Raw genomic sequence first — 24,894 nt, forward strand, 5'->3', positions numbered from 1 at the left:
TATCTGTTACCCGTTCCGGTGCATTAGTTATTGCCTAGCTTCTTTACAAGCCTGGCAAATACCCTGCAGTTCCAGAAACTGCGGGATCAGTTCAAACTGATGTGCCGCCGCCTGCTGTTCCAGTTCCGCCACCAGCGATGCCGCAATCGGCACCTCCTGCACCAGACCGCACCGGTGACAGATCAGCAGTTGCGTAACATGGCCGCAGTGCTGATGGTGACAAACCATATACTTCTGGATCGACTGGATGTAATGCACCATCCCCGCCTCCACCAGAAAGCTTAACGCCCGGTACACCGTCGGCGGCTGCCAGTGAACCTCTTTTTCACGCAGCAACTGCAGTACGTCATAGGCACTGACCGCCCGGTTGGCCTGCAACAGAACCTCCAGCACCAGCCGGCGATTCGTCGTTAATCCGGCCTGATTGTGCTCACAATGGGGGGATGCATGCTGCATGAACCAAACTCTCCTGAATAACCTGATACTTGCTAAGGATACCGAATCACGGCCTGCCCGGCAGCAAAAAGTCTTATTGATAACTCTTTTCAACTACAGTGTTATGTTATAACATCCGCAGCAATTTGTAACCTCCGGTTCCGTGTTATGTCACATTCTCATTCCTCATCCGCGCCGCGTCCGGCAGACAGTTTGTTCTGGTCAGTCTGGCAACGCCTTCTGGTAGCCGGACTGGTCCTGCTCCCGCTCTGGATGCTGCTGTTCTGGAGTATGAGCTGATCATGCTGCGCTTTGACAACCTGACATTGGGCTATGACCGTCATCCGGCCGTACATCATCTGAATCTGGATATCCCGGCCGGACAACTGCTGGCGATTGTCGGCCCGAACGGTGCTGGCAAATCCACCCTGCTGAAAGGCATCATGGGCAAGCTGAAACCGCTGCAGGGCCAGTTGCAGCTGAATGTGGCGCGCGAGCAGATCGCCTATCTGCCGCAACAATCCCGTATCGATCGGCAATTTCCCATCAGCGTGACCGAACTGGTCGGCATGGGCTTGTGGCGCGAACTGGGCAGTTTTGGCCGTCTGACCAAAGGACATCGCCACCGGATCGAACATGCGCTGGAAGCCGTCGGTATGCAGGGATTTGCCGCCCGACCAATCGCCTCCCTCTCCGGAGGTCAGTTGCAACGGACCCTGTTTGCCCGTCTCTATCTGCAGAATGCGCAACTGATCCTGCTGGATGAACCGTTTAACGCCATTGACAGCCGTACCTGTCAGGATCTGCTACAACTGTTGCAGCACTGGCATCAGCAGGGCCGGACCATTCTGGCGGTACTGCATGATAACGAGCAGGTCCGTCATCATTTCCCGCACAGCCTGCTGCTGGCGCGTCAGCTGGTCGCCTACGGTCAGACCGCTGATGTGATCACCCCGGAAAACTGGCAACGCGCCCGTCATCAGATCGAATCATTCGATGAACATGCGCCGGTCTGTCACCAATCGGAAAAGGATATTGCCTGATGTTCGCTTTTTTCTGGCACTGGCTGATCGAGCCGTTTGCCGAATTTGATTTTATGTTGCGCGCCCTGGCCGGCTGCCTTGCACTCTCGCTGAGCGCACCGCTGGTGGGTGTCTTCCTGATGCTGCGCCGCATGAGCCTGACCGGGGATGCGATGGCTCACGCCATTTTACCCGGTGCCGCCCTCGGTTATCTGGTGGCTGGTTTATCGGTCGAAGCAATGACGCTTGGCGGCCTGCTGGCCGGCGGCCTGGTGGTGATCCTCTCCGGCTTCGTCGCCCGCCTGACCGAAAGCGGCGAAGACAGCAGCCTGGCCGCGTTTTATCTGATTTCGATGGCACTCGGGGTGATGATCATCTCCGTCAATGGCAGCAGTGTCGATCTGCTGCACGTGCTGTTCGGCTCGGCGCTGGCGCTGAACGATGCGGCATTGTGGCTGTTGGGCAGTGTGACCTCGCTGACCCTGCTACTGCTGGCATTGCTTTACCGGCCACTGGTGATGGAATGTCTCGATCCGGATTTTCTCGGCAGCGTCAGCCGCATGGGGCCGGTGGCACACATTGCATTTTTACTGCTGGCGGTACTGAACCTGATTGCCGGTTTCCACGCCATCGGCACCCTGATGGCCGTCGGTATCATGATCCTGCCGGCCATTACCGCCCGTTACTGGACCAATCGTCTGAGCCACCTGCTGCTGCTGTCTGTCGCGCTGGCGATGCTCAGCAGTCTGAGCGGATTGCTGATTTCCTATCACCTGGGCTGGCCAACCAGTCCAGCCATTATCCTGACCCTGGGCGCCGGTTATTTTCTGTCGCTGCTCACCGGACACCAGAGTGGTCTGCTCTGGCGTTATATTCGCCGTTCCCATCTGCAAGCGTAAGGACTCCCCGATGCGATCTTTCTCTCTTCTTTTTTCCGTTCTGATAAGCGGCGTACTCAGTATTGCGCCGGCATGGGCGGATGAAAAAATTCCCGTCATGGCCAGTTTTTCCATTCTGGGTGATCTGGTGCAGCAGGTTGGTGGCAAACACGTGGCGGTGACCACCCTGGTGGCCAACAACAGCGATGCCCATGTCTATCAGCCCACCCCGCAGGACACCATCCGCCTGACCAAGTCGAAACTCTTTGTCGTCAACGGCCTGGGCTTTGAAGGCTGGATGGAACGCCTGGTCTCTGCCAGCCATTACAAAGGCAAGGTGATCACCGCCAGCAGTGGCATTCAGCCCCTGTCTTTCGGTGAGGATGCACATCATGAAGAGGAAGAAGAACAGCACGATGCCGCGGAACATCGGCATGGCAGTCAGGATCCGCACGCCTGGCACAGCATTCCGAACACCATTCAGTATGTCCGTAATATCGCCAATGGCTTAAGCCAGATCGACCCGGCCCATCAGGCCGATTATCAGGCCAATGCCGGCCGCTATATTCAGCAACTGGAACAGCTGGATAAAACCCTGCTGCAGGCCTTCGCAGCCATTCCGGCAGAAAAACGCAAGATGATCACCAGCCACGATGCCTTCGGTTATCTGTCCCACCGCTATCAGATCACGACCATCGCGCCGCAAGGCGTCAGTACCGAAGCGGAAGCCTCGGCCAGCGATGTCGCCAAGATCATCCGGCAGATCCGCAAAGAAAACATCAAAGCGCTGTTTGTAGAGAATATTTCTGACCCACGCCTTATGCAGCAGATCAGCAAAGAAACCGGGGTACAGCCCGGCAAGGCGCTGTTCTCGGATGCCCTGTCCGATAACAAGGGTCCGGCCTCTACCTATCTGGACATGATGCGTTACAATACTGCACAAATCCTGACCGCACTGAAGCAGTAAATGATTAACCGACTTTGCTTTCTGGTTTTACTGAGCCTCGCCGCCCCGCTGGCGGTGGCTCATCCTCATGCCTGGATGGACCTGCAGACCCGCTTTCTGATCAATGAGCAGCAGCAGCTCACCGGGCTGGATTTGATCTGGCATTTCGATGACTTCTATTCCGCCAACATCATCGAAGACATGAAACTGAAAGAAGAGCCACTGGAAAAACAATTTCAGGATTTTGCCAGACAAAGCATTGAATTCATGGCAGTGGACAACTGGCTGACACACCTGGAACTGAACGGCAAGAAACTGACCTTCAGCAACCCCACGGTCTATCGCACCGAAAAACAGGACTACCATCTGGTATTGCACTTTGTTTTACCGCTCAAAGAACCGGTGTCACTGAAAGGCAACAGTCTCAACCTGTCCATCTACGATTCGACCTATTACGTTGAAATGCTGCACCATAAAGCGAGCGCTGTCACTCTGTCGGACCAGGCCGCCAACCTGTGCGCTATCCGGCTGGAAAAACCGAATCCGCCGGAGGATATCAGCGCCTATGCCGCATCACTGGATATCACCCAGCAAAGTGAGAAAGGTCTGGGTACGCTCTTTGCCGAAAAGGTGTTACTGACATGTCAGGCATAAAAAAGACACAACCGGATCGCATGCATTTCATGCTGTTACTCGCCGGTTTTTTCACACTGTGTACTATCCTGACGCTGGCGTTACTGCACTGGCAGTGGCTGAGCTGGCAAATATTGCAATGGCAGGGGCAACTGCACCGGCAAATGGCCGTGTTACTGCGGGCCGCGTTAACGCCTTCTCTGGAAACCAAGCTGCTACTGCTCGGGCTATGCTTTCTCTATGGCGTCTTTCATGCCGCCGGACCGGGTCATGGCAAAGCCGTACTCACCACCTATCTGGCCACACACAACAGTCAGTTAAAACGGGCGATGTGGCTTTCACTTGGCGCCGCCCTGATGCAGGCGCTGGTCGCCATTCTGCTGATGACACTGGTGACCGCATTACTGGGCTGGACGCAGATCCGCGCACAGCAATTTGGTCAGCAGCTGGATAAATTCAGTTTCTGGCTGATCGTATTGCTGGGTATCGCACTATCCCTGCGGGCAGTTTACCGCCTCTGGCTACTGAGAAAATCTCGCCAGCTACTGAGTCCGATCAGGGTGCAACGATTACATCCTATCCGCCACAGTCTGACCGTTGGCGTCCGCGCTACGCACGCTCCGGCTACACGTGAAATCAGCCCTTGTGATTGTGGGCATACCCATACGCCGGATCTGCAGCAATTAAATCAGGCGCAGGACTGGCGCAGTCAGCTGGCGATCATGCTGACCATGGGTATTCGCCCCTGCACCGGCGCCTTACTGATTCTGGTCCTGGCCAAATCGCTCGGTTTGTTTACCTTAGGAATAGCCGCCATATTACTCATGGCGCTGGGAACCGCCGGTACCGTCTGCCTGCTGGCCTGGTTCAGCCACAGCATGCGTCATCTGGCACTGCGCCTGCTCAGCCACCGGGCCTCTGACGCGTGGTTAGGCTACAGCCTGGAAATGGTCTCGCTGCTGGGGGGTATTCTGCTCATTCTGATGGGATATGGCATGGCACAGGCCGTCAGTGTACAGGTATCCCCTTTCTTCCGGCCGGGTTAAGCACACGCATTCACTGCACAAAATCGAACGATTAAGTGGAAATAATCCACTTATTTTTCGACTGAGTAACAACCATACTGTAGTTGTAAACAAAATGTAGCAACAGGTGGTCGTATGTCACAGCTCAGTCGTAAAACAGAACAACTTGTACAAGGGCAGCCAACCCGTGATGGCGCAGGCGTCAATCTGGTACGAGTCTTGACGCATCAATGGCAACGTCGTCTTGATCCCTTCCTGATGCTGGATGAATTCCGCTCTGACGATCCCAACGACTATATCGCCGGTTTTCCGGAACATCCGCACCGCGGTTTTGAAACCGTCACCTACATGCTGGCAGGCCAGATGCGGCATAAAGACAATGCCGGCCATGAAGGCGTAGTCGGTCCCGGCGATGTGCAGTGGATGACGGCAGGTAAAGGTATTCTGCATTCGGAAACACCGGAGCAGGTCGCCGGCCTGATGCATGGTTTTCAGCTGTGGATCAATCTGCCGGGCAAAAACAAACTGGCGAAACCCAGCTATGCCGAAGTGCCAGCAGCACAAATTCCGGTTGTCACGACCGCTGAAGGTCATCAGGTGAAAGTGATTGCCGGATCGTGGCATGACGTTACCGGGCCGCTGCAACGTCCGGATACGCATCCGCTGTATCTGGATATTCAGCTCAACAACGAACAGCCGTTGTTTGTGCCGATTCCGGCCAGCCATAATGCCTTGGTCTATGTGGTCTCCGGCGAACCGGTGGTTGGCGGACAGCGCGTCACTGCGCGGCGCATGGCTGTGCTGGAAAATAATCCGCAGGCCACCGGCGTCTTGCTGCAGGGTCAGCCGCGAGAACAGCTCCTGGTTTTATCCGGTCAGCCGCTGGCCGAACCCATCGTACAGTGGGGGCCGTTTGTCATGAATACCCGGGAAGAAATCGAGCAGGCGATTGCCGATTATCAATCCGGCCGGTTCTGAACCCAAAAACAAAGGCGGCTCATGAGCCGCCTTTGAATATCACTTATTCCGCAAAGTAAGTGCCCCAGCCGTCATAATCGACGTGGTATTTCTTGCACAGTGGCAGCAGGGTCGCGATTTCTGTGGTGATACGTTCAACATCCAGTGACCCTTCTTTGGTCGCATCGAAACAGAACACAGTAGCACCGTCATCCAGTTCCACTTCTTCCGCATCTTCCACTTCAAATCCGGCCTTGAACAGATCAACTGCCAGCTTTTCCAGACTGTCGAAATCCACTGCCGCGAAATGATGTTCGATAGGATAATCCGCATCCGGATTGCTGCCATCTTCCATCAGTTCGGCAATAATTTCAGCGGTCTCTTCCTGCCATTCCAGTAATTCCTGATTCATTTCAGCTCCTTGCCCCGAACCATTATGCCGCGATACATCCTTCTTCGCTGATCCGGATTTTTCTTGTTTCATAGTTACAGACTAGCCAGTTTATCGGATGGCAGTGCCAGTTCCGCATTTTTATTGATACCCACACCACGTGCCAGAATGGTACGGGCGATGTCATGTGCCTCTTCCAGCGAATGCATCTGATAAGTACCGCACTGATACTCATTCAGTTCCGGGATCTTCGCCTGATCCACGACTTTCAGTACATCTTCCATGGCCGCTTTCCAGGCCGCCGCAACACGGGCTTCATCCGGCGTACCGATCAGGCTCATATAAAAGCCGGTACGACACCCCATCGGAGAAATATCAATGATTTCCACATCACTGCCATTCAGATGATCTCGCATAAAGCCGGCAAACAAATGCTCCAGGGTGTGAATCCCCCGCTCCGGCAGGATCTCCTGATTGGGTACACAAAAACGCAAATCAAATACCGTGATCGGATCACCGTGCGGCGTCCGCATCTGTTTTGCCACACGCACAGCCGGTGCCTGCATCCGGGTATGATCCACAGTAAAACTATCTAATAACGGCATGCTGCCTCCTCTGAAATTCTGTGCTTACAGTGAACTGCGACATTGCTGAAACTGAGCAGCATACCGCTTCGCCCGGGATTCTACGACACGCGAAGTTTTCAGCAACCAGCGTTTCTGATAATGGGTTCCCCGACGAAATCCGCCCCAGCCCTCATGGTAATTGAGATACTGATTATAAGCATCATTAGGCGAAATTTTGTTCACCCGGCTGGTTTTATAGGAATACCAACCCATAAAATCGATCGCATCGGCAAAATCATCCCGATCAGCCCAGCCATTGCCGGTCTGCTCTTTATAATCTTCCCAGGTCTCGTCCTTGACCTGTGCATAACCATACGCCGAGCTGCGGCGTCCCAGCGGAATAAACAGGAAATAATCCATCGGCGGCTGCGCATCGTGCCTGAAGCTCGACTCCTGATACATCATCGCCATAGAAACGGTCAGCGGCACTTTCCAGCGCTGCTGCATATCCAGCGCAGCTTCATACCAGTCATTATTCTGCCGGAAAATATCACAGATATTCTCCGGGTTATCCGGTCGCTGAGTGGTGGTGGAACTACAAGCTGTCAGCACCAGCAACATCAGCAGGACAATCGGTTTCAACATGACACTACTATCCATAAAAAACAAAACCACATCGCCGGCTGTCAGTCAAAACAGTAACGATGTGGTTGCAGGAAGAGATTAAATCGCTTCTTCGTTCTCTTCGCCGGTACGAATACGAATCACGCGTTCGACCGCAGTCACAAAAATCTTGCCATCCCCGATTTTACCGGTCTTGGCACTGCGGTTTATGGCTTCAATGCAGTTTTCCACGTCGTCATCATTGACGACCAGTTCCAGTTTTACCTTCGGCAGAAAATCGACGACATATTCAGCGCCACGATACAGTTCAGTGTGCCCTTTCTGACGGCCGAAACCTTTGACTTCAGATACGGTCATACCGCTGATGCCGATTTCGCCCAGCGCTTCCCGAACATCATCCAGTTTGAACGGTTTAATGATTGCTTCAATTTTTTTCATATCTACTGCTCTCCTGCCAGACCCTATCCTGTTATCAGCATGATACCCGCCAGGGCTGATTTCCACCACCCACTACGGTTCAGGGTTTGAACTGCGACATGATCTGATAACAATTAACATTCGTTATAGCACAAGTGCCGCTTTTTCCGGATAAAAAAAACCGCCTGGCTTGCGCCAGACGGTTTTTTCGCAACACAAATACTGAAACGTAAATATTAACGTTTGGAGTACTGTGGACGCTTACGCGCTTTATGCAGACCAACTTTCTTACGTTCAACGCGACGCGCATCACGGGTAACGAAGCCCGCTTTACGCAGTGTTGGACGCAGAGATTCGTCATATTGCATCAGTGCACGGGTGATACCGTGACGGATAGCGCCGGCCTGACCAGTGATACCACCACCAGAAACGGTGATGTACAGGTCGATTTTATCAGTCAGTTCAACCAGCTCCAGAGCCTGCATAACCACCATACGAGCGGTAGGACGACCGAAGTAATCCTGCAGTGAACGCTTGTTGATAACGATATTGCCGCTACCTACTTTAGCAAATACACGAGCGGTAGAGCTTTTGCGACGGCCAGTGCCGTAGTATTGATTTTCAGCCATTTGCCAGCTCCCGATTAGATGTCCAGTACTTGAGGTTGTTGAGCCGCATGGTTGTGCTCGGTACCTGCGTAAACTTTCAGTTTACGGAACATAGCACGACCCAGCGGGCCTTTTGGCAACATACCTTTGACTGCGATTTCGAGAACCATTTCTGGCTTACGATCAATCAGCTTTTCAAAAGTGATAGATTTCAGACCACCTGGGAAACCAGAGTATGAATAGTAAGTTTTAGCTGCTGCTTTGTTACCAGTCACAGCGATTTTCTCTGCATTGATAACTACGATGTAATCACCGGTATCAACATGCGGAGTGTATTCTGGTTTGTGCTTACCGCGCAGGCGGGAAGCGATTTCAGTGGCCAGACGACCTAAGGTTTTGCCTTCTGCGTCAACAACGTACCAGTCACGCTTAACGGTTTCTGGTTTGGCAACGAAAGTTTTCATCGAGTAAACCCAAATTACCTAAATAAAATAACGAATTACGTCTTCATTGAGACGTAACCTGTGAATGCTTTCGCTTGTACCCCTTCGAATACAAGACCAGCAGAGTTGCTAGTCCACGCGTAGCGGCGTGGGCACCGTCTACGGAGGTGGCCTGTAACGTGGGCCGCAAGATTATAGGGGAAGTTGCTGGGAAAAGCATCTTGATTTTCATTTTATCCCTGGAAAAAATATGTTCTGTTTAAGCGGTCCCGGGGGTTTTTATTGTGAAGTCACACTCCGTAGTGTCCGTTGAACAAAAGCGATACACTTACCGGAAGTCTGCGGCTATAGTGAGGCCGTGTCCTGTAATATATAAGGTGTTGTTATGACGACTGAATTCACCATGATCCTGTTTGTACTGGTTGGCCTGATTATCGGCTTTGTGGCAGGACGTTCCACTTCCCGTGCGGGTGATGCGGCCAAGCTGCACAAGGAACTGACCAAAACCCGTAAAGAATTCGAACAATATAAACGTGATGTTCAGGATCACTTCATCGGTTTTTCCGGCCTGATGGAACAACTGGATGCCCAGTATCAGCGGCTGTCGCAGCATATGACAGAACAGAGTGAAAAACTGACTAACAGCCAGACTATCTATAGCATCCAGCCTGATGTACCGGCGGAAGAAAAAGAACCGGCCGCGCCTGCAACCGAAGGCGTCCATCAGCCTAAGGATTATTCCGGCGAACCATCCGGTTTATTGAGTGATCATAAATCCTCGTGAACTCTTCCCGGTAATTCTTGTCATATAACAATGAGTTGGTAATTACCTGGTCTTGTTTGTAAGGAGCTGTAAACGCATGAGCAATACCCGACATCTGTTGAGCGCATTAGCATTAAGTTTGAGTATGGCTTTATCTGTAGCACCGGCCCAGGCGGCCCTGCCGTTGAGTGTTAACGGACAGGATATGCCAAGCCTGGCCCCGGTGGTCGAACAGGTGACGCCGGCAGTCGTCAACATTCTGGTTTCAGGCAAGAAAGTCACCCGTCAGGAGATTCCGGAGCAATTCCGTTTCTTCTTCGGTCCGGATATGCCTGATGCCCAGGTCCAGGAACAGCCGTTCCAGGCTCTGGGTTCCGGCGTGATCATTGATGCTGCCAAAGGTTATGTCATCACCAACCATCATGTGATTGATGGTGCAGACGAAATTAAAGTGACCCTCAAGGATGGCCGGGAACTCAAAGCGAAAAAAATCGGTGAAGATCAGCAATCCGATATCGCGGTGTTACAGATCAAAGCGGATAACCTGACTGAAATCAAACTGGCCAATTCCGAGCAGTTACGGGTCGGCGATTTTGCGATTGCGATTGGTAACCCGTTTGGACTGGGACAAACCGTCACTTCCGGTATTATCAGTGCACTGGGACGCAGCGGCCTGAATATCGAAAATATCGAGAACTTCATCCAGACCGATGCGGCAATTAACTCCGGAAACTCCGGTGGCGCACTGGTGAACCTGAATGGTGAGCTGATCGGTATCAACACCGCGATCCTGGGGCCAAACGGCGGCAATATCGGTATCGGTTTCGCGATCCCGTCGAATATGGTACGCGACCTGTCGGAACAGATCCTGAAATACGGTGAAGTCCGTCGCGGCGTCCTGGGGATCATGGGCGGAGAACTAACATCGGATCTCGCCAAAGCCTTTGGCACAGATAAGCAACAAGGCGCGTTTGTGAATCAGGTCATGGCGAATTCGGCCGCAGATGTCGCCGGAATCAAACCCGGTGACATTATTGTCAAACTGAATGGTAAAGCCGTGCGCTCCTTCGGCGAGCTGCGGGCCAATATCGCCACCATGGGCGCCGGTAAAACAGTCACGCTGGGTGTTATCCGGGACGGCAAAGAACAGGATGTACAGGTTACGCTGAAACAGGCCGACTTGTCAGAAACCAAAGCCAGTGTGCTGCATCCGGCTCTCGAAGGCGCCACCTTAGGCAACAGCGAGCCAGGCGCCAGCGTTACCGGAGTGGTCATTACTCAGCTGGAGCAACGTTCTGCCGCGGCCCAGGCCGGTTTGCAGAAAGGGGATGTCATCATCGGCGTTAACCGCACCCGAATCAACAATCTGCAGGAACTGCGGACAGCCATGAAAAACCGGGGCGAAATCCAGGCACTGAATATTCGCCGAGGTAACGCGACACTGTATCTGGTACTTCGTTAACAAACAGGCCTGCTGATCGACTGTCAGCAGGCCATCTTCCTGAAAGATATGCTATTCTTTTCATTCTGATTGAATGGAGAGAGCTTATGTGGATTGCAGCTTTACGTTATATCGGCAAAGCCGTGCTGTTAGGGCTGTTGCTTGCCGGATTGCTGCTCTGGGTTCCCTCCTTCCGTCAATATTTCAGTTTCGACAATATCGATCCGCGTGACGCACCGCCATTAAGTTATGCCTATGCCGCCAGCAGAGCCGGACCGGCCGTGGTCAATATCTATACCCGCAGTTTCCAGCAATCGGCTCTCAACGATAACCGGGAGTTAGTGCCCCAGAGCCTGGGCTCAGGCGTGATCATGCTGCGCAAAGGGTATGTGCTGACAAACTTTCACGTTATCTCCGATGCAGACCAAATCATTGTGGCACTGCAGGATGGCCGGGTCCTTAACGCCGAGCTGGTCGGCGTGGATGTCCCGACGGATCTGGCCGTGCTCTCCATTTCGGCGGACAATTTACCCGAGATCCCGCAGGATCCCGAGCTGTCACCGTTAGTCGGTGATGTGGTGCTGGCTATTGGCAATCCCTACAATGTGGGCCAGACCATCACACAGGGCATTATCAGCGCCACAGGCCGGATTGGGTTAAGTACCATGGGGCCGGACAGTAATGGCCGTCAGGATCTGCTGCAGACCGATGCGGCCATTAACACCGGTAATTCCGGCGGGGCGCTAGTCAACACCCGGGGGGAACTGGTGGGTATCAATGCCGGGGCCTATCATCTGGGCACATCGCAGGAAGGTTACGGGATCAACTTTGCTATCCCCTACCGGCTGGCAAAACGGATCATGGATGAACTCATTGCGCATGGTCGCGTCAAACGGGGCTATGTTGGCATATCCAGTGTCCAGATTGATTCCGTGACGGCCAAACTGCAGGATGCAGAAGTCACACATGGCCTGATTATCGAAAACATGGACAGTGCGGGTCCGGCAGTCAAAGGTGGCCTGAAGCGCGGAGATATGTTACTGCGGATCAATGACAAGCCCATTAACAACGTCAGAGATGCGATGGATATCATCGCCGAGATGCCACCGGGCACAAAGGCCAGGTTTACCGTTCTGCGTAACGGCAAGCAACTGGTTTGCACCATCACCGTAGAAGAAGATTTGCGTTTCTCTAAACTGAAAAACAATTAGAAAAAAGGCACCCGTGGGTGCCTTGATTCGTTCACAGAGAGAATTACTCGCCTTTGATACGTTCGATCTGGCCACCCAGGCCTCGCAATTTCTCTTCAATATGTTCGTAACCACGATCAATGTGGTAGATACGATCCACCATGGTGGTGCCTTGCGCCACAAAACCGGCAATCACCAGACTGGCAGAAGCCCGCAGATCCGTCGCCATCACCTGCGCACCGGATAAGCGCTCCACACCATGACAGATCACCGTATTGCTTTCGATCTCGGCATGGCCACCCATACGGATGAGCTCAGGGATGTGCATGAAACGGTTTTCAAAGATAGTTTCAGTGATAACCCCGGTCCCTTCGGCAACCATATTCAGCAGACTGAACTGAGCCTGCATATCGGTCGGGAATCCCGGATGTGGTGCGGTACGAATATTGACCGCTTTCGGACGACGTCCCACCATGTCCAGACTGATCCAGTCTTCACCCACTTCAATCTTGGCACCAGCATCCGTCAGTTTGGCCAGCACGGCATCCAGGGTATCCGGACGTGTATTCCGGCAAATCACCTTGCCACCTGTAACCGCCGCTGCAACCAGAAAGGTTCCGGTCTCGATGCGATCCGGCAGCACACGATAGACACCACCACCCAGTCGTGTCACGCCTTCAATGGTGATTTTATCGGTACCCGCGCCGCTGATTTTTGCTCCCAGAGTATTCAGGAAATTGGCGGTATCCACAATTTCCGGTTCACGGGCCGCATTTTCAATAATGGTTTTGCCTTCGGCCAGTGTCGCGGCACACATGATGGTCACGGTCGCACCGACACTCACTTTATCCATGACAATGTGAGCACCTTTCAGACGACCGTCAACCGCGGCTTTCACGTAGCCTTCTTCCAGCGTGATTTTGGCGCCGAGTTGTTCCAGACCGTTGATATGCAAGTCAACCGGGCGGGCACCAATCGCACAGCCTCCCGGCAGCGAGACTTGTCCCTGACCAAAACGCGCCACCAGCGGCCCCAGCGCCCAAATAGATGCACGCATGGTTTTCACCAGATCATACGGTGCGCAGAAAACATTAACCGGACCGGCATCTACATGTACAGAACCATTCCGTTCAACGCGGGCGCCCAACTGACTCAGCAGTTTCATGGTCGTATCAATGTCACGCAGCTTGGGAACGTTCTGGATTTCGACCGGCTCTTCAGCCAGCAGAGCAGCAAACAGAATTGGCAGCGCAGCGTTTTTGGCACCGGAAATAACAACTTCCCCAGAGAGCCGGGCTGGTCCCTGTACACGAAATTTATCCATAGTGACGATTACTCAATATTCAGACTTCATAGCGCGGACACTCCGCGCTGACTTAAAAACCGTTCAGTTTACGATCGCGTTGCCATTCTTCTGGCGTAAACGCTTTGATACTCAGGGCATGGATGGCATTGCTGGCGATATGTTCCGCTAACGGCGCATAAATAGTCTGCTGCTTTTTGACCCGGCTCATACCGGCAAACAGAGGGGAAACGGCAATAACCTGGAAGTGTCCGTTTTCACCCTGCACATATAATTCGTCCAGCGCGAGAGCGGCCCGAAGAATACTCTCAATCTCAGTTGGATGCATAATAATTTCTCGATTATTGCGGTAAATCCAGATCGAATAACGCACTGACCCCATACAGCGAGATCAGTTGCACCAATTCGGGTGAAGCGCCCTGTATTAACAAGCGCTGATGGTTTGTCTGACAGGTCTGGGCCCATTTCACTAAAAAGGCCACGCCTGACGAGTCAATCTTGTTCACAGCACTGACATCAACATTATCTTGCCGGAATAGTTCAGCTCGCTCAGGCCACCATGCGGTGACCTGCGCTGCATCCAGATTTCCGGTCAGTTTCATGACTGTTTACCCGGTAATGTGGCCGGTTTCAGATTATGTTGCTCCAGCATACTGCTGACACTGTCGATGCCTTTCTGACGAATCGAACCACCCAGTTCGGACTGTTTGGACGAAAGCAGACTGACGCCTTCCGCAATCATGTCAAACACCTTCCATTCGCCGGTTTTACTGTTTTTCCGTAACTGGAATATGACATTGATTTCCGGTTTATCCGGATCCAGCACGGTGACTTTGACAGAAATTTCTTTTTTCGCATCCAGAGGCTGACCGGATTCAACCCGGATAGTCTGCTTGTCATATTTGCCTAATGCATCTGCGTAAGTCGCAACGATGTAATCCGTAAAGGCTTTAACAAAACGCTCACGCTGCGGCGGCGTTGTACTTCTCAGCTCTTTACCAATCACCTTGTATGCCGCAAATTTATTGTCCACATAAGGCATCAATTCCTCACGGACAATCGTACGTAAATGATTCGGGTTTTGTTTAACCTGCGGCGCGTCCTGCTCCAGACGGGTAAACGTCTTTCCTGCCGCTTCTTTCACCAGCAGATAAGGATCCTGTGAATTAACAGCCAGCGCCTGTGCGGAAGCCAGTAACAGTAACCAGGCAGCACAACGGGTTACCCATTTAAACATTGCGTACTCCTCAAGGGTTTTAGTTATTAGTTTCTGTTGCAGCCGACGTCTGGTTATCTGATTTGCCATTCGCCTGACCGTAAACAAACTTGCCAATCAAATCTTCCAGTACCAATGCTGATTTGGTATCTGAAATTGAATCACCGTTTTTCAGTGTTTCCGTACCCATGTCTTCATCAGAAAAACCCGGGGTAATGCCGATATATTGTTCCCCCAGCAAACCCGAGGTCAGGATAGCGGCCGTGCTGGTATCCGACAGCTCGTTATAGCGGCTGTCGATCTGCATTTCTACTTTCGGCGTGAATGTTTTGGCATCGATAGAGACATCCGAAACCCGGCCAATCACGACCCCGCCAATTTTTACCGGGGAACGGATTTTCAGTCCGCCGATATTATCAAAACTGGCATACAGCGCGTAGGTATCCCCCTGACTGCCAAAGCTGAGGCCCGCCACTTTTAATGCCAGCATGATACCGGCGAAAATACCCGCCAGCATGAAACATCCTACCAGAAACTCAATCTTACTGAACTTCATCGCTCTCACCTGAACATGACGGCTGTCATTACAAAATCCAATCCCAATACCAGCAACGAGGCATGAACCACCGTACGGGTCGTTGCCTGACTGATCCCGGCTGCCGTTGGCAGACAGTCGTAACCATTGAATAACGCGACCCAGGTCACGACCAGCGCAAACACGATCGCTTTTAAAATTCCCTGAACAATATCTTCCTGCCAGTCCACTGCGGCCTGCATGGCCGACCAGAAACCGCCTTCATCCGCGCCGAGCCAGTCAACACCCACCAGCTTGCCGCCGAAAATACCGACAATACAAAAAATCAGCGACAATAAAGGCAGACTGATCGTTCCGGCCCAGAACCGCGGTGAAATAATGCGCCGCAGCGGGTCGACTGCCATCATTTCCAGGCTGCTTAACTGCTCGGTCGCTTTCATCAGACCAATTTCCGCCGTTAATGCCGAGCCAGCACGACCGGCAAACAACAACGCAGCCACCACCGGCCCCAGTTCACGCAACAGGGATAACGCCACTAATGGCCCCAGCGACGCTTCGGCGCCAAAATCAACCAGCACACGGTATCCCTGAAAACCGAGCACCATGCCGATAAACAGACCGGAGACCAGAATGATCAGCACCGACTCCACGCCCACCACATAAAGCTGCTGGATCAATAGCGGAAAATGCTTTCTGGGCTCCGGCCGGCCAATCAGCGCCTGATACAGCATAATGCTGGCTCGTCCGATTGCCGTCAGGCTTTGTATGCCACGCTGGCCGAGACGGCTGATTAAATCCACCAACATCTACAGCTCCTGTAATAGTTCAACGGCCGGATAGTGGAACGGCACCGGACCATCCGGCAAGCCCTGAATGAACTGCACAACCTCCGGATTGCCTTCCCGCCGCAGTTCCTCCGGCGAACCTTGTGCCACGATGGAATGATTCGCCAGCAGATAGACATAGTCCGCAATACTCATCACTTCCGCGACATCATGCGAGACGATCACAGATGTAATACCGAGCGACTGATTCAAATCCCGGATCAGTTTCACCAGTACCGCCATCGTGATCGGATCCTGCCCGGCAAAGGGTTCATCATACATGATCAGTTCCGGATCCAACGCGATCGCTCTTGCCAGTGCCGCGCGACGGGCCATACCACCGGAAAGCTGAGACGGCATCAGACTGGCCGCGCCGCGCAGCCCGACTGATTCCAGCTTCATCAGCACCAGGATACGGATGATCTCCTCCGGCAGGCGGGTATGCTCACGTAACGGATACGCCACATTATCGAACACACTGATGCCGCTGAATAAGGCACCACTCTGAAACAGCATGCTCATTCGCTTGCGTTTTTCATACAGATCGCGCCGGTTTAACCGGGGAATATCCGCACCATCGAACAGGATCTCTCCCTGATCCGGCTTCAGTTGTCCGCCAATCAGACGCAGCAGCGTTGTCTTGCCGATACCACTCGGCCCCATCAGTGCGGTGATCTTGCCTTTCGGAATATCCAGACTGATATTGTCATAAATCAACCGTTCCCCGTGGCTGAAACTTAAACCCCGGATCTGGATCAATGAATCACTCACGCAACCTCCGCTGATACCTTTCTGCGGCCCATTGTATATGCTGCAAAATTTCGTCGCCAATTAAACAGACCTTCCTGATACTCTTTTCAGGCAAAAAAGGGGCCGTTATCGCTTCTGCGCCAAGGTTTTCATATAATGTGATCTTGCGCAACACGCTCAGAGGATCGTACATGCCAACCAATTTTGATTTCCGCCAGTCTGCACAACGCGTTTTACGTCAGGAATTACAGGCTATCGAAGGCCTGTTTCAGACGCTCGATGAACAATTCACTCAAGCTTGTCAGATGCTGTTTGACTGTCAGGGCAAGGTGGTGGTGATGGGTATGGGCAAATCTGGCCATATCGGCTGCAAGATGGCAGCCAGTTTTGCCAGCACCGGAACCCCGGCTTTCTTCGTCCATCCGGGTGAAGCCAGCCATGGCGATTTAGGCATGATCAGCAGCAATGATGTGGTGATTGCCATCTCCAACTCCGGGGAAAGCAACGAAATTCTGGCAGTACTGCCGGTCCTCAAACGCTGGGGGATCCCGCTTATCTGCATGACCAGCCGCCCGGAATCCACCATGGCCAAAGAGGCCGATATTCACCTCTGTCTGCATGTGGAACAGGAAGCCTGTCCGCTTGGTCTGGCGCCGACGTCCAGTACCACGGCCACGCTGGTTCTCGGCGATGCGCTGGCCGTCTCCTTGCTGGAAGCCCGTGGTTTCACCGCAAACGATTTTGCCATGTCTCATCCCGGTGGTGCGCTGGGCCGCAAACTGCTGTTACGTAATGCCGATATCATGCATCAGGGGGAACAGATCCCGGCCGTATCCGATCAGGCAACCGTCAGTGACGCCCTGCTGGAGATGAGCCGCAAAGGTCTTGGCATGACCGCTATTCTGGATAATACCGGTACATTGGCCGGCATTTTCACAGACGGCGATCTGCGCCGGATCCTGGATCAGCAGCTGGATATACATACTACACCAATTACCCGGGTCATGACCGCCAACTGCATTACCGTACCGGCAGAAATGCTGGTGGCCCAGTCGGTAAAACTGATGCAGGAAAGAAAAATCAATGCCCTGATTGTACTGGATAAACAACGTCATCCGGTGGGCGCCTTCAATATGCATGATGTGCTGAAAGCCGGGGTAGTATGAGCGACTATGTAGCGACGCCTTATGGCACCGTAGAAAAACGCGTTCTGACTCTGGCAGCCAATATCCGGCTGCTGGTGTGTGATGTGGACGGCGTATTATCGGATGGTCTTATCTATATGGGTAATGACGGCGAAGAACTGAAAACATTCCATACTCATGATGGATTTGGTATCAAAGCGCTGCTGAATGCCGGCATTCAGGTGGCTGTTATTACCGGTCGCAGTTCCGCGATCGTGCAGCGCCGCATGCAGGCCTTGGGTGTCCAGCATATTTATCAGGGCCAAGGCGATAAAATGCCCGCCTTTGACGACTTATTGCATAAACTGGCACTCACCCCGGCACAAGCCGCCTATATCGGTGACGATGTCATCGATTTGCCGGTCATGCGCCACGCCGCTCTGGGTATTGCGGTCAGCAATGCTCACCCGCTGGTACAGCAAAAAGCCGACTGGATCACCCGTACCCGTGGAGGTTATGGTGCCGTTCGGGAAGCCTGCGATTTGATTCTGCAGGCGCAGGGTCTGCTCGATACAGCGAAAGGGACTTCGGTATGATCAGCCGGCAAACCTTGCTGATATCCCTGTTGCTGGTGGCATCCCTGCTGATATGGCAATGGTCGTCTCAGCACGAGGATCCGGACTTGCTTGCGCAGAAAAAAGATCTGTCATTGCCGAGTTTTACGGCATCACAACTGCTCAACCGCAGTTATGCAACCGATGGCCGATTAACGGATATTTTTACCGCAGATCAGGTTCTTTATTATCAGCACAACAAAGTGACCGACGCTCTTCATCCGGTATTGCAGACGTTTGAACAAAACGGTCAGCAAGCATGGAATATTTCAGCGAATACAGGACAAATGATCAGTAACGACCGTCTGATTCTGCGTGATAACGTGCTGATCAAAAATCACAATCCATCACTGAATATCGACAGGATGCAGACCAGCTATGTGGAAATGGATCTGAACAGTCGTCAGATCAGCAGCGATAAACCCGTTACTATTGACAGCCCGGACTATCATGTACAAGGTGTCGGTTTTCACGCCGACTTAAATGCCAAACGCTACCAAATTCTGGATAAAGGCCATGCAACTTACTTTAAGCCACGCTAGTTTCGGATTACTCCTGTTACTCTCGGTCAGTGTACAGGCTAAAGAGTCTGATTATCAGCAACCCGTCGTGGTTGACTCAGTCACACAGCAGGCCGAGCTGAATGAAAACAAGGTCACCTTTCTGCAGGACGTGGTGATCACACAGGGCTCCATTATCATTCATGCGGATAAAGTGGTGGTGTTACGCCATGAGAAAGGTAATGACGAGATGATTGCAACCGGTCATCCGGCAACCTTTTTTCAGATCCTGGACAACGGCAAACCGGTGAATGCCAGTGCCACCGAATTACGCTATCAGCTGAAGGATCGTCTGGTCACACTGACAGGCAAAGCCGAGCTGAAACAGGATGATAATCAGGTGAACGGCGATGTGATCCGTTACGATATTCAGAAACAGCAGATGCTCGCACAGAGCAGCGGCAAAGGTTCCCGCGTGAAGACTATTTTCCTTCCACAGGAAATCGAAGAATTCAACAAAGCAGGCAAACAGTAAATCTATGGCTCTTTTGCAAGCAAGTGGTCTCAAGAAAAGTTATAAAGGCAGACAGGTTGTACAAAACGTCAGCCTGCAGGTTACCACGGGTCAGGTTGTGGGTCTGCTGGGTCCTAACGGGGCCGGTAAAACCACCTCTTTTTATATGATCGTCGGCCTGGTACCTCAGGATGGCGGTACGGTGATGATTGATCAGCAGGATATTACTGCCATGCCCATGCATCAGCGTGCCCGCCATGGCATTGGTTATCTGCCTCAGGAAGCCTCTATTTTTCGTCGTCTGACCGTGGAAGAAAATCTGCTGGGCGTGCTACAGCTCCGCGGCGATCTGAGCCGGGCAGAACAGAAAGAAAAGATGGAGGCCCTGCTGGAAGAATTCCATATCGGCCATATTCGCAAGAATACGGGGATGAGTCTCTCCGGTGGTGAACGTCGCCGGGTCGAAATTGCCCGGGCACTGGCGGCCGAACCCCGCTTTATCCTGCTGGATGAGCCATTCGCCGGGGTTGACCCTATCTCGGTAATCGATATCAAACGCATCATTGAGCATTTACGCGATCGCGGACTCGGTGTATTAATTACCGATCATAATGTGCGTGAAACGCTGGATGTCTGCGAAAAAGCGTATATCGTCAGCCACGGTAATCTGATTGCCGAAGGGACACCTGCAGACATCCTGCAAAATGAGCACGTCAAACAAGTTTATCTGGGTGAAGGATTTACCCTGTAAACGGTGTGCCAATGGCCAGAATCAGCCATAATTAAATTACGGACTGCTTACTGCAAGCACCATACGGAAATCAGGAATTAAGGACATACCCCGTAGATGAAGCCGACCTTACAGTTGCGTCTTGGCCAACAACTTGCCATGACCCCACAATTGCAACAAGCGATTCGTCTGCTGCAACTGTCTACTTTAGAACTACAGCAGGAAATCCAGCAGGCGATTGATGCCAATCCGCTGTTAGAGCAAGAAGATGAATCGGATATTGCTACGCCGGAACTACCTGACGATGAAGATTTCACGCCGCCGGATAGTAGCGAAGAGATGGCGCAGGCTCAGGAAAACATGCCTGATGAGCTTCCTATGGATACAACCTGGGATGAGGTGTACACTGCGGCCGGCTCAGCCCCGTCCAGTGGCCTGATGAACAGTGATGAAGAATCGGTTTATCAGGGGGAAACTTCCGAAACATTGCAGGACTATCTGTTGTGGCAGATGCGTCTGACGCCATTCAGTGAGCAGGACATCGTGATTGCCATGACGATCATCGACAGTATTGATGAGTCCGGCTATCTCAATGCCACCCTGGAAGATATTCAACAGGCGGTCAGCACTGACGATGAACTGGTTGAGCTGGATGAAATCGAGACCGTCCTGAAACGTATCCAGCATTTTGATCCTATCGGTGTTGCCGCACGCTCCGTGCAGGAGTGCCTGCTGATTCAGTTAAACCAGTTCAGTGCAGCGACCCCCTGGCTAAACGAAGCCCGTCTGGCGATCAAAGATCACATGGATCTGCTCGGTGCCCGTGATTACCGTAATCTGGCCCGGAAACTGCAGTTGAAAGAAAACGATCTGAAAGAAGTTCTGCAACTGATTCAGACTCTGGAGCCGCGGCCAGGCAGCCGTGTCATGCCGAGTGAATCATCCTATGTCATCCCGGATGTAGCCGTCCTGAAAAAGAACGGTCGCTGGGTGGTGGAACTGAACCCGGATGCGATGCCAAAAATCCGGATTAATGAAACCTATGCGTCGATGGCGCGTCATGCCCGTAACAGTAGTGACAGCCAGTTTATCCGTTCACATCTGCAGGAAGCCAAATGGTTTATCAAGAGCTTAGAAAGCCGTAATGAAACCCTGCTCAAAGTTGCCAACTGCATTGTGCAGCAACAACAGGACTTTTTTGAGTACGGCGAAGAAGCGATGAAACCGATGGTTTTGAATGATGTGGCCGAAGAAGTAGAGATGCACGAGTCGACAATTTCGCGAGTTACTACACAAAAATACATGCATACGCCTCGCGGCATCTTTGAACTGAAGTATTTTTTCTCAAGTCATGTTAATACTGATAGCGGCGGAGAATGTTCTTCCACTGCAATCAGAGCCTTAATCAAAAAACTGGTCGCGGCGGAAAATCCCGCTAAACCGTTAAGCGACAGCAAGATCGCAGACTTGCTGACGGAACAAGGCATAATGGTGGCAAGAAGAACCATCGCAAAATACCGCGAGTCGTTATCTATTCCACCGTCAAGCCAACGCAAACGCCTGCTGTAGGCCAACAATAAGGAAGACGTTATGCAAATCAACCTGTCAGGTCACCATATCGAGTTAACTGATGCATTGCGTGATTATGTCACCAGTAAATTTGCCCGTTTAGAACGTCACTTTGAGCACATCAATAACGTTCAAGTGATTTTAACTGTCGAAAAACTGCAACAAATCGCAGAAGCCAAACTGAACGTCAACGGCGGCGAGCTTTTTGCTAACGCTGAAGATGAAAGCATGTATGCTGCCATTGATGCCTTAGTCGATAAACTAGATCGTCAGATCGTCAAACACAAAGAAAAATTAGCCAGCAAGTAATCATGTTGATTTCTGAAATCTTGTCTGCGGACTGCACCAAAAGTGCAGTCCCTTGCAGCAGTAAAAAACGCGTGCTGGAAATTATCAGCGAATTAGCGGCCCCGAAACTGGGGCTGGATGAACAACAAATCTTTGACAGCCTGCAGGCCCGGGAAAAAATGGGCACCACAGGAATCGGCAGTGCCATTGCTATTCCGCATGGCCGGATCCCCGATGGTTATCCGGTGACAGGTGTCCTGTTAACGCTGGAACAGCCTATCCCGTTTGATGCCATTGATAATCAGCCTGTAGACCTGCTGTTCGCCATGCTGATACCGGAAAGTGAATGTAAAATTCATCTGAAAACGCTGGCACTGGTAGCCGGAAAGTTTAACGATAAGAACTTCTGTCGTCAGTTGCGTCTTGCTGAAACTGACGAAGCACTGTACCAACAAATGATCAATGGATGATTACCGATGAAACTCATCGTTGTGAGTGGTCGCTCGGGTTCCGGAAAAACCGTCGCTCTGCGGGTTCTGGAGGATCTGGGATATTACTGTGTGGACAATCTGCCGGTTTCGCTGTTATTTCAGCTGGTCGCAGAATTGCGCGGTAAATACGATCAAATCGCGGTGAGTATTGATGTCAGAAATCTGCCCGCTACCGCAGATGATCTGGTGTCAATTCTGAAGGACATCAGACAACATCAGGATCTGCAATTTTCCAGTTTCTTCTTCGATGCCGATAATGCCACGCTGCTGAAGCGCTACGGAGAAAGCCGTCGTCTGCATCCTCTATCCCGGCAACAACTCACGCTGGAACAAGCGATCCGCCAGGAAACCAATCTGCTTTCACCGCTGTCCTCCAGTGCTGATTTACGTATCGATACCAGTCACCTCAGTATTCATGATCTCAGTGAGCAAATCCGTGAACGGGTGCTGGGCAAAAAAGAGCATGAGCTGGTGATGGTCTTTGAATCCTTCGGTTTCAAACATGGCATCGCCAAAGACGCTGATTTTGTCTTTGATGCCCGTTTTCTGCCGAATCCGCACTGGATCCCCGAGCTCAAACCCTTCACCGGGCTGGATGAACCCGTACAGCGTTATCTGCAATCCCAACCGGATGTGGTTACCTACATCAACCAGTTAATCAGTCTGCTGGAAACCTGGTTGCCACAACTGGAACGCAATAACCGCAGCTATGTCACGGTAGCCATTGGTTGTACCGGCGGTCAGCACCGTTCTGTCTTTATTGCGGAACAACTGGCAAACCATTTCCTGGCGCTGGGTAAAAATGTGCAACGCCGTCATCGTACGCTGGAGAAATCGCATGCCTAAGATTGAGAATCAGGTCGCCGTTATCAACAAGCTGGGGCTACATGCCCGGGCCGCAATAAAACTGGTACAGCTGGTGGCAAATTTCAAAGCGAAGATCACACTATGCAATGGTGAAAAGCAGGCCAGTGCGGATAGTGTCGTGGGGTTATTGATGTTGGAAGCTGCACAGGGCGAAACTATCCGGGTGATTTGTGACGGACCGGAAGCGATCGAGGTCATGGAAGCGGTACAGCATCTGTTTGAAACCCGTTTTGATGAAAGTGAGTAGCTGTAAACTCAGGCTATCAAGGTACGCCGGCGCAGCGTATTGACCAGAGTTCTGATCGCAGGCTGCTGACGATCCCCAATCCGGATAGCGGCATGCAAACGACGCCATAGTCCGTCTCCCAGTGCCTTTGAGGCAATCAGCCCCTGCGGTTCGAACTCCTGACATACCCAATCCGGTAATACCGCAATTCCCCATCCTGCGGCCACCATCTGCATTAGCATCAGCGTATTATCAACGTTCTTGATTTGTTTCGGCTTAATCCCGGCGGGTGTCATAAAATGACGTAATACATCCAGACGCTGCGGTGCGACCGGATAGCTCAGCAGAACTTCATCGCCCAGTAGATCTGGCGTGATTACATCGGGCCCTGTCAGCCGGTGCCCTACCGGTACCACCAGACGCATTTCAAAATCAAACAACGGCGCATAGTAGATCCCCTCCTCCGGCAACAGATCTGCCGTCAATACCATATCCAGATCGCCCTGCAGCAAGGCTTGCTGGGGCAGAAAATCCGGTTGTGCCGCAAAGCTCAGTTCCAGTTCCGGATGTCGTTGCTGCAGCAGCTGCAACGCCGGCGTTAACCAGCGGATACAGCTATAACATTCAACATGGAGCCGTAACTGTACCGTCGTTTGTTCCCGCCGCAGATACTGCATGACGCCGTCCACCTGCGGCAATACCGTGTCAGCCAGTGTCACCAGCCTGAGACCATCTGCCGTGAAACGGATGGGTTTACTCTTTCGCAGAAACAGCGGTCCGCCTAACCGTTGCTCCAGCTCTGAAAGCTGATGTGATAACGCGGACTGGCTCAGATACAAAGAGTCCGCGGCTGCTGCAAGCGAGCCCCGCTCTTTTAATGCCCGTAATGACCGGAGATGTTTCAGTTCAAACATGAAAAACCTGCAAGTGACAGATGAGGAGAATGCACTGGTACTCAGTAAGGTAACGCGCAAATATGGACATGTAAACATCTGGACATCTAA

General features: G+C 52.2%; 35 protein-coding genes. 20 read left to right on the plus strand and 15 right to left on the minus strand.

What is annotated here, in order from left to right:
* Positions 1-27: 27 nt before the first annotated feature.
* On the minus strand, positions 28-456 hold the full coding sequence (locus HNR75_RS13205) for a Fur family transcriptional regulator (RefSeq protein WP_188027447.1): 429 nt from the start codon (positions 454-456) through the stop codon (positions 28-30).
* Positions 457-603: 147 nt separating this feature from the next.
* On the opposite strand from HNR75_RS13205, the gene HNR75_RS15630 reads away from it, so the two are divergent.
* The 7 genes from HNR75_RS15630 to HNR75_RS13235 all read left to right on the plus strand — a co-directional run bounded on the left by HNR75_RS15630 (position 604) and on the right by HNR75_RS13235 (position 5,917).
* A complete protein-coding gene (locus HNR75_RS15630; protein ID WP_281364952.1) occupies positions 604-735 on the plus strand; it encodes a hypothetical protein in 132 nt (43 codons plus the stop codon).
* Between the two features lie 2 nt (positions 736-737).
* Positions 738-1,478 (plus strand): zinc ABC transporter ATP-binding protein AztA, encoded by a 741-nt coding sequence (gene aztA / locus HNR75_RS13210; RefSeq protein ID WP_188027448.1) that lies wholly within the window; start codon positions 738-740, stop codon positions 1,476-1,478.
* Positions 1,478-2,356 carry a metal ABC transporter permease gene (locus tag HNR75_RS13215; protein WP_188027449.1) on the plus strand — a complete coding sequence of 293 codons (879 nt, stop codon included), beginning with the start codon at positions 1,478-1,480 and terminating at the stop codon, positions 2,354-2,356. The genes aztA and HNR75_RS13215 overlap by 1 nt, the downstream gene beginning before the upstream one ends.
* Before the next feature lie 10 nt (positions 2,357-2,366).
* Entirely contained in the window at positions 2,367-3,302 is a 936-nt protein-coding gene (locus HNR75_RS13220; protein WP_188027450.1) for a metal ABC transporter substrate-binding protein, read from the plus strand.
* On the plus strand, positions 3,303-3,935 hold the full coding sequence (locus HNR75_RS13225; protein WP_188027451.1) for a DUF1007 family protein: 633 nt from the start codon (positions 3,303-3,305) through the stop codon (positions 3,933-3,935). It abuts the gene before it with no gap.
* Positions 3,923-4,960: a nickel/cobalt transporter gene (locus HNR75_RS13230; protein WP_188027452.1), complete on the plus strand. Its 1,038-nt coding sequence runs from the start codon at positions 3,923-3,925 to the stop codon at positions 4,958-4,960. Before HNR75_RS13225 ends, HNR75_RS13230 begins: the two co-directional genes overlap by 13 nt.
* Positions 4,961-5,074: 114 nt before the next feature.
* Entirely contained in the window at positions 5,075-5,917 is an 843-nt protein-coding gene (locus HNR75_RS13235; RefSeq protein WP_188027453.1) for a pirin family protein, read from the plus strand.
* Positions 5,918-5,960: 43 nt separating this feature from the next.
* Here the strand turns inward: HNR75_RS13235 and rraB are convergent, their stop codons facing one another.
* The 6 genes from rraB to rplM form a co-directional block, all read right to left on the minus strand.
* Positions 5,961-6,308 (minus strand): ribonuclease E inhibitor RraB, encoded by a 348-nt coding sequence (gene rraB / locus HNR75_RS13240; protein ID WP_188027454.1) that lies wholly within the window; start codon positions 6,306-6,308, stop codon positions 5,961-5,963.
* 74 nt (positions 6,309-6,382) lie between these two features.
* Positions 6,383-6,892, minus strand: coding sequence for an S-ribosylhomocysteine lyase (luxS, locus tag HNR75_RS13245; RefSeq protein ID WP_188027455.1), 510 nt, complete (start codon positions 6,890-6,892; stop codon positions 6,383-6,385).
* Positions 6,893-6,916: 24 nt separating this feature from the next.
* Positions 6,917-7,498, minus strand: coding sequence for a transglycosylase SLT domain-containing protein (locus HNR75_RS13250; RefSeq protein WP_188027456.1), 582 nt, complete (start codon positions 7,496-7,498; stop codon positions 6,917-6,919).
* A 78-nt stretch (positions 7,499-7,576) separates the two neighbouring features.
* Positions 7,577-7,915 carry a P-II family nitrogen regulator gene (locus HNR75_RS13255; RefSeq protein ID WP_188027457.1) on the minus strand — a complete coding sequence of 113 codons (339 nt, stop codon included), beginning with the start codon at positions 7,913-7,915 and terminating at the stop codon, positions 7,577-7,579.
* 215 nt (positions 7,916-8,130) lie between these two features.
* On the minus strand, positions 8,131-8,523 hold the full coding sequence (rpsI, locus tag HNR75_RS13260) for a 30S ribosomal protein S9 (RefSeq protein ID WP_024872230.1): 393 nt from the start codon (positions 8,521-8,523) through the stop codon (positions 8,131-8,133).
* A 14-nt stretch (positions 8,524-8,537) separates the two neighbouring features.
* Positions 8,538-8,966 carry a 50S ribosomal protein L13 gene (gene rplM, locus HNR75_RS13265; RefSeq protein WP_024872229.1) on the minus strand — a complete coding sequence of 143 codons (429 nt, stop codon included), beginning with the start codon at positions 8,964-8,966 and terminating at the stop codon, positions 8,538-8,540.
* Positions 8,967-9,330: 364 nt separating this feature from the next.
* Between rplM and HNR75_RS13270 the strand changes: the two genes are divergently transcribed.
* The 3 genes from HNR75_RS13270 to degS all read left to right on the plus strand — a co-directional run bounded on the left by HNR75_RS13270 (position 9,331) and on the right by degS (position 12,360).
* Complete coding sequence (locus tag HNR75_RS13270; protein WP_188027458.1) at positions 9,331-9,729, plus strand: Z-ring associated ZapG family protein; 399 nt, start codon at positions 9,331-9,333, stop codon at positions 9,727-9,729.
* Between the two features lie 76 nt (positions 9,730-9,805).
* Positions 9,806-11,170 carry a DegQ family serine endoprotease gene (locus HNR75_RS13275; RefSeq protein ID WP_188027459.1) on the plus strand — a complete coding sequence of 455 codons (1,365 nt, stop codon included), beginning with the start codon at positions 9,806-9,808 and terminating at the stop codon, positions 11,168-11,170.
* A gap of 86 nt (positions 11,171-11,256) precedes the next feature.
* Entirely contained in the window at positions 11,257-12,360 is a 1,104-nt protein-coding gene (gene degS / locus HNR75_RS13280; RefSeq protein ID WP_188027460.1) for an outer membrane-stress sensor serine endopeptidase DegS, read from the plus strand.
* A gap of 43 nt (positions 12,361-12,403) precedes the next feature.
* Here the strand turns inward: degS and murA are convergent, their stop codons facing one another.
* The 7 genes from murA to mlaF are packed head-to-tail and all read right to left on the minus strand — an operon-like array spanning position 12,404 to position 16,988.
* Positions 12,404-13,663: a UDP-N-acetylglucosamine 1-carboxyvinyltransferase gene (gene murA, locus HNR75_RS13285; protein ID WP_188027461.1), complete on the minus strand. Its 1,260-nt coding sequence runs from the start codon at positions 13,661-13,663 to the stop codon at positions 12,404-12,406.
* Positions 13,664-13,715: 52 nt separating this feature from the next.
* Positions 13,716-13,970 carry a BolA family iron metabolism protein IbaG gene (gene ibaG / locus HNR75_RS13290; protein WP_188027462.1) on the minus strand — a complete coding sequence of 85 codons (255 nt, stop codon included), beginning with the start codon at positions 13,968-13,970 and terminating at the stop codon, positions 13,716-13,718.
* Positions 13,971-13,983: 13 nt separating this feature from the next.
* Positions 13,984-14,244, minus strand: coding sequence for an STAS domain-containing protein (locus tag HNR75_RS13295; RefSeq protein ID WP_188027463.1), 261 nt, complete (start codon positions 14,242-14,244; stop codon positions 13,984-13,986).
* Positions 14,241-14,879 (minus strand): phospholipid-binding protein MlaC, encoded by a 639-nt coding sequence (gene mlaC, locus HNR75_RS13300; RefSeq protein WP_188027464.1) that lies wholly within the window; start codon positions 14,877-14,879, stop codon positions 14,241-14,243. The genes HNR75_RS13295 and mlaC overlap by 4 nt, the downstream gene beginning before the upstream one ends.
* Positions 14,880-14,898: 19 nt before the next feature.
* Entirely contained in the window at positions 14,899-15,414 is a 516-nt protein-coding gene (mlaD, locus tag HNR75_RS13305) for an outer membrane lipid asymmetry maintenance protein MlaD (protein ID WP_188027465.1), read from the minus strand.
* Positions 15,415-15,419: 5 nt separating this feature from the next.
* Positions 15,420-16,199, minus strand: coding sequence for a lipid asymmetry maintenance ABC transporter permease subunit MlaE (gene mlaE, locus HNR75_RS13310; RefSeq protein WP_188027466.1), 780 nt, complete (start codon positions 16,197-16,199; stop codon positions 15,420-15,422).
* On the minus strand, positions 16,200-16,988 hold the full coding sequence (gene mlaF, locus HNR75_RS13315) for a phospholipid ABC transporter ATP-binding protein MlaF (protein WP_188027467.1): 789 nt from the start codon (positions 16,986-16,988) through the stop codon (positions 16,200-16,202).
* A 170-nt stretch (positions 16,989-17,158) separates the two neighbouring features.
* Here mlaF and HNR75_RS13320 point away from each other — a divergent pair, with 170 nt between their 5' ends.
* The 10 genes from HNR75_RS13320 to HNR75_RS13365 all read left to right on the plus strand — a co-directional run bounded on the left by HNR75_RS13320 (position 17,159) and on the right by HNR75_RS13365 (position 23,911).
* The gene (locus HNR75_RS13320) at positions 17,159-18,133 is read left to right on the plus strand and encodes a KpsF/GutQ family sugar-phosphate isomerase (protein WP_188027468.1); all 975 of its coding nucleotides are present in this window, start codon (positions 17,159-17,161) and stop codon (positions 18,131-18,133) included.
* Positions 18,130-18,687 (plus strand): 3-deoxy-manno-octulosonate-8-phosphatase KdsC, encoded by a 558-nt coding sequence (kdsC, locus tag HNR75_RS13325; protein ID WP_188027469.1) that lies wholly within the window; start codon positions 18,130-18,132, stop codon positions 18,685-18,687. Before HNR75_RS13320 ends, kdsC begins: the two co-directional genes overlap by 4 nt.
* Positions 18,684-19,247, plus strand: coding sequence for an LPS export ABC transporter periplasmic protein LptC (gene lptC / locus HNR75_RS13330; protein ID WP_188027470.1), 564 nt, complete (start codon positions 18,684-18,686; stop codon positions 19,245-19,247). The genes kdsC and lptC overlap by 4 nt, the downstream gene beginning before the upstream one ends.
* Positions 19,222-19,740, plus strand: a complete 519-nt coding sequence (lptA, locus tag HNR75_RS13335; RefSeq protein ID WP_188027471.1) for a lipopolysaccharide transport periplasmic protein LptA — start codon at positions 19,222-19,224, stop codon at positions 19,738-19,740. Before lptC ends, lptA begins: the two co-directional genes overlap by 26 nt.
* A gap of 4 nt (positions 19,741-19,744) precedes the next feature.
* A complete protein-coding gene (gene lptB / locus HNR75_RS13340) occupies positions 19,745-20,470 on the plus strand; it encodes an LPS export ABC transporter ATP-binding protein (protein ID WP_188027472.1) in 726 nt (241 codons plus the stop codon).
* A 96-nt stretch (positions 20,471-20,566) separates the two neighbouring features.
* Complete coding sequence (locus tag HNR75_RS13345) at positions 20,567-22,018, plus strand: RNA polymerase factor sigma-54 (RefSeq protein ID WP_188027473.1); 1,452 nt, start codon at positions 20,567-20,569, stop codon at positions 22,016-22,018.
* 21 nt (positions 22,019-22,039) lie between these two features.
* Positions 22,040-22,327 (plus strand): ribosome hibernation promoting factor, encoded by a 288-nt coding sequence (gene hpf / locus HNR75_RS13350; protein WP_188027474.1) that lies wholly within the window; start codon positions 22,040-22,042, stop codon positions 22,325-22,327.
* A gap of 2 nt (positions 22,328-22,329) precedes the next feature.
* Positions 22,330-22,776 (plus strand): PTS IIA-like nitrogen regulatory protein PtsN, encoded by a 447-nt coding sequence (ptsN, locus tag HNR75_RS13355; protein WP_188027475.1) that lies wholly within the window; start codon positions 22,330-22,332, stop codon positions 22,774-22,776.
* A gap of 6 nt (positions 22,777-22,782) precedes the next feature.
* On the plus strand, positions 22,783-23,643 hold the full coding sequence (rapZ, locus tag HNR75_RS13360) for an RNase adapter RapZ (protein ID WP_188027476.1): 861 nt from the start codon (positions 22,783-22,785) through the stop codon (positions 23,641-23,643).
* On the plus strand, positions 23,636-23,911 hold the full coding sequence (locus HNR75_RS13365; RefSeq protein WP_188027477.1) for an HPr family phosphocarrier protein: 276 nt from the start codon (positions 23,636-23,638) through the stop codon (positions 23,909-23,911). Before rapZ ends, HNR75_RS13365 begins: the two co-directional genes overlap by 8 nt.
* Before the next feature lie 8 nt (positions 23,912-23,919).
* Here the strand turns inward: HNR75_RS13365 and HNR75_RS13370 are convergent, their stop codons facing one another.
* Entirely contained in the window at positions 23,920-24,804 is an 885-nt protein-coding gene (locus HNR75_RS13370; RefSeq protein ID WP_188027478.1) for a LysR substrate-binding domain-containing protein, read from the minus strand.
* Positions 24,805-24,894 lie beyond the last annotated feature (90 nt).

Source organism: Tolumonas osonensis, assembly GCF_014202415.1.
In the GTDB taxonomy this organism is placed as follows: domain Bacteria; phylum Pseudomonadota; class Gammaproteobacteria; order Enterobacterales; family Aeromonadaceae; genus Tolumonas; species Tolumonas osonensis.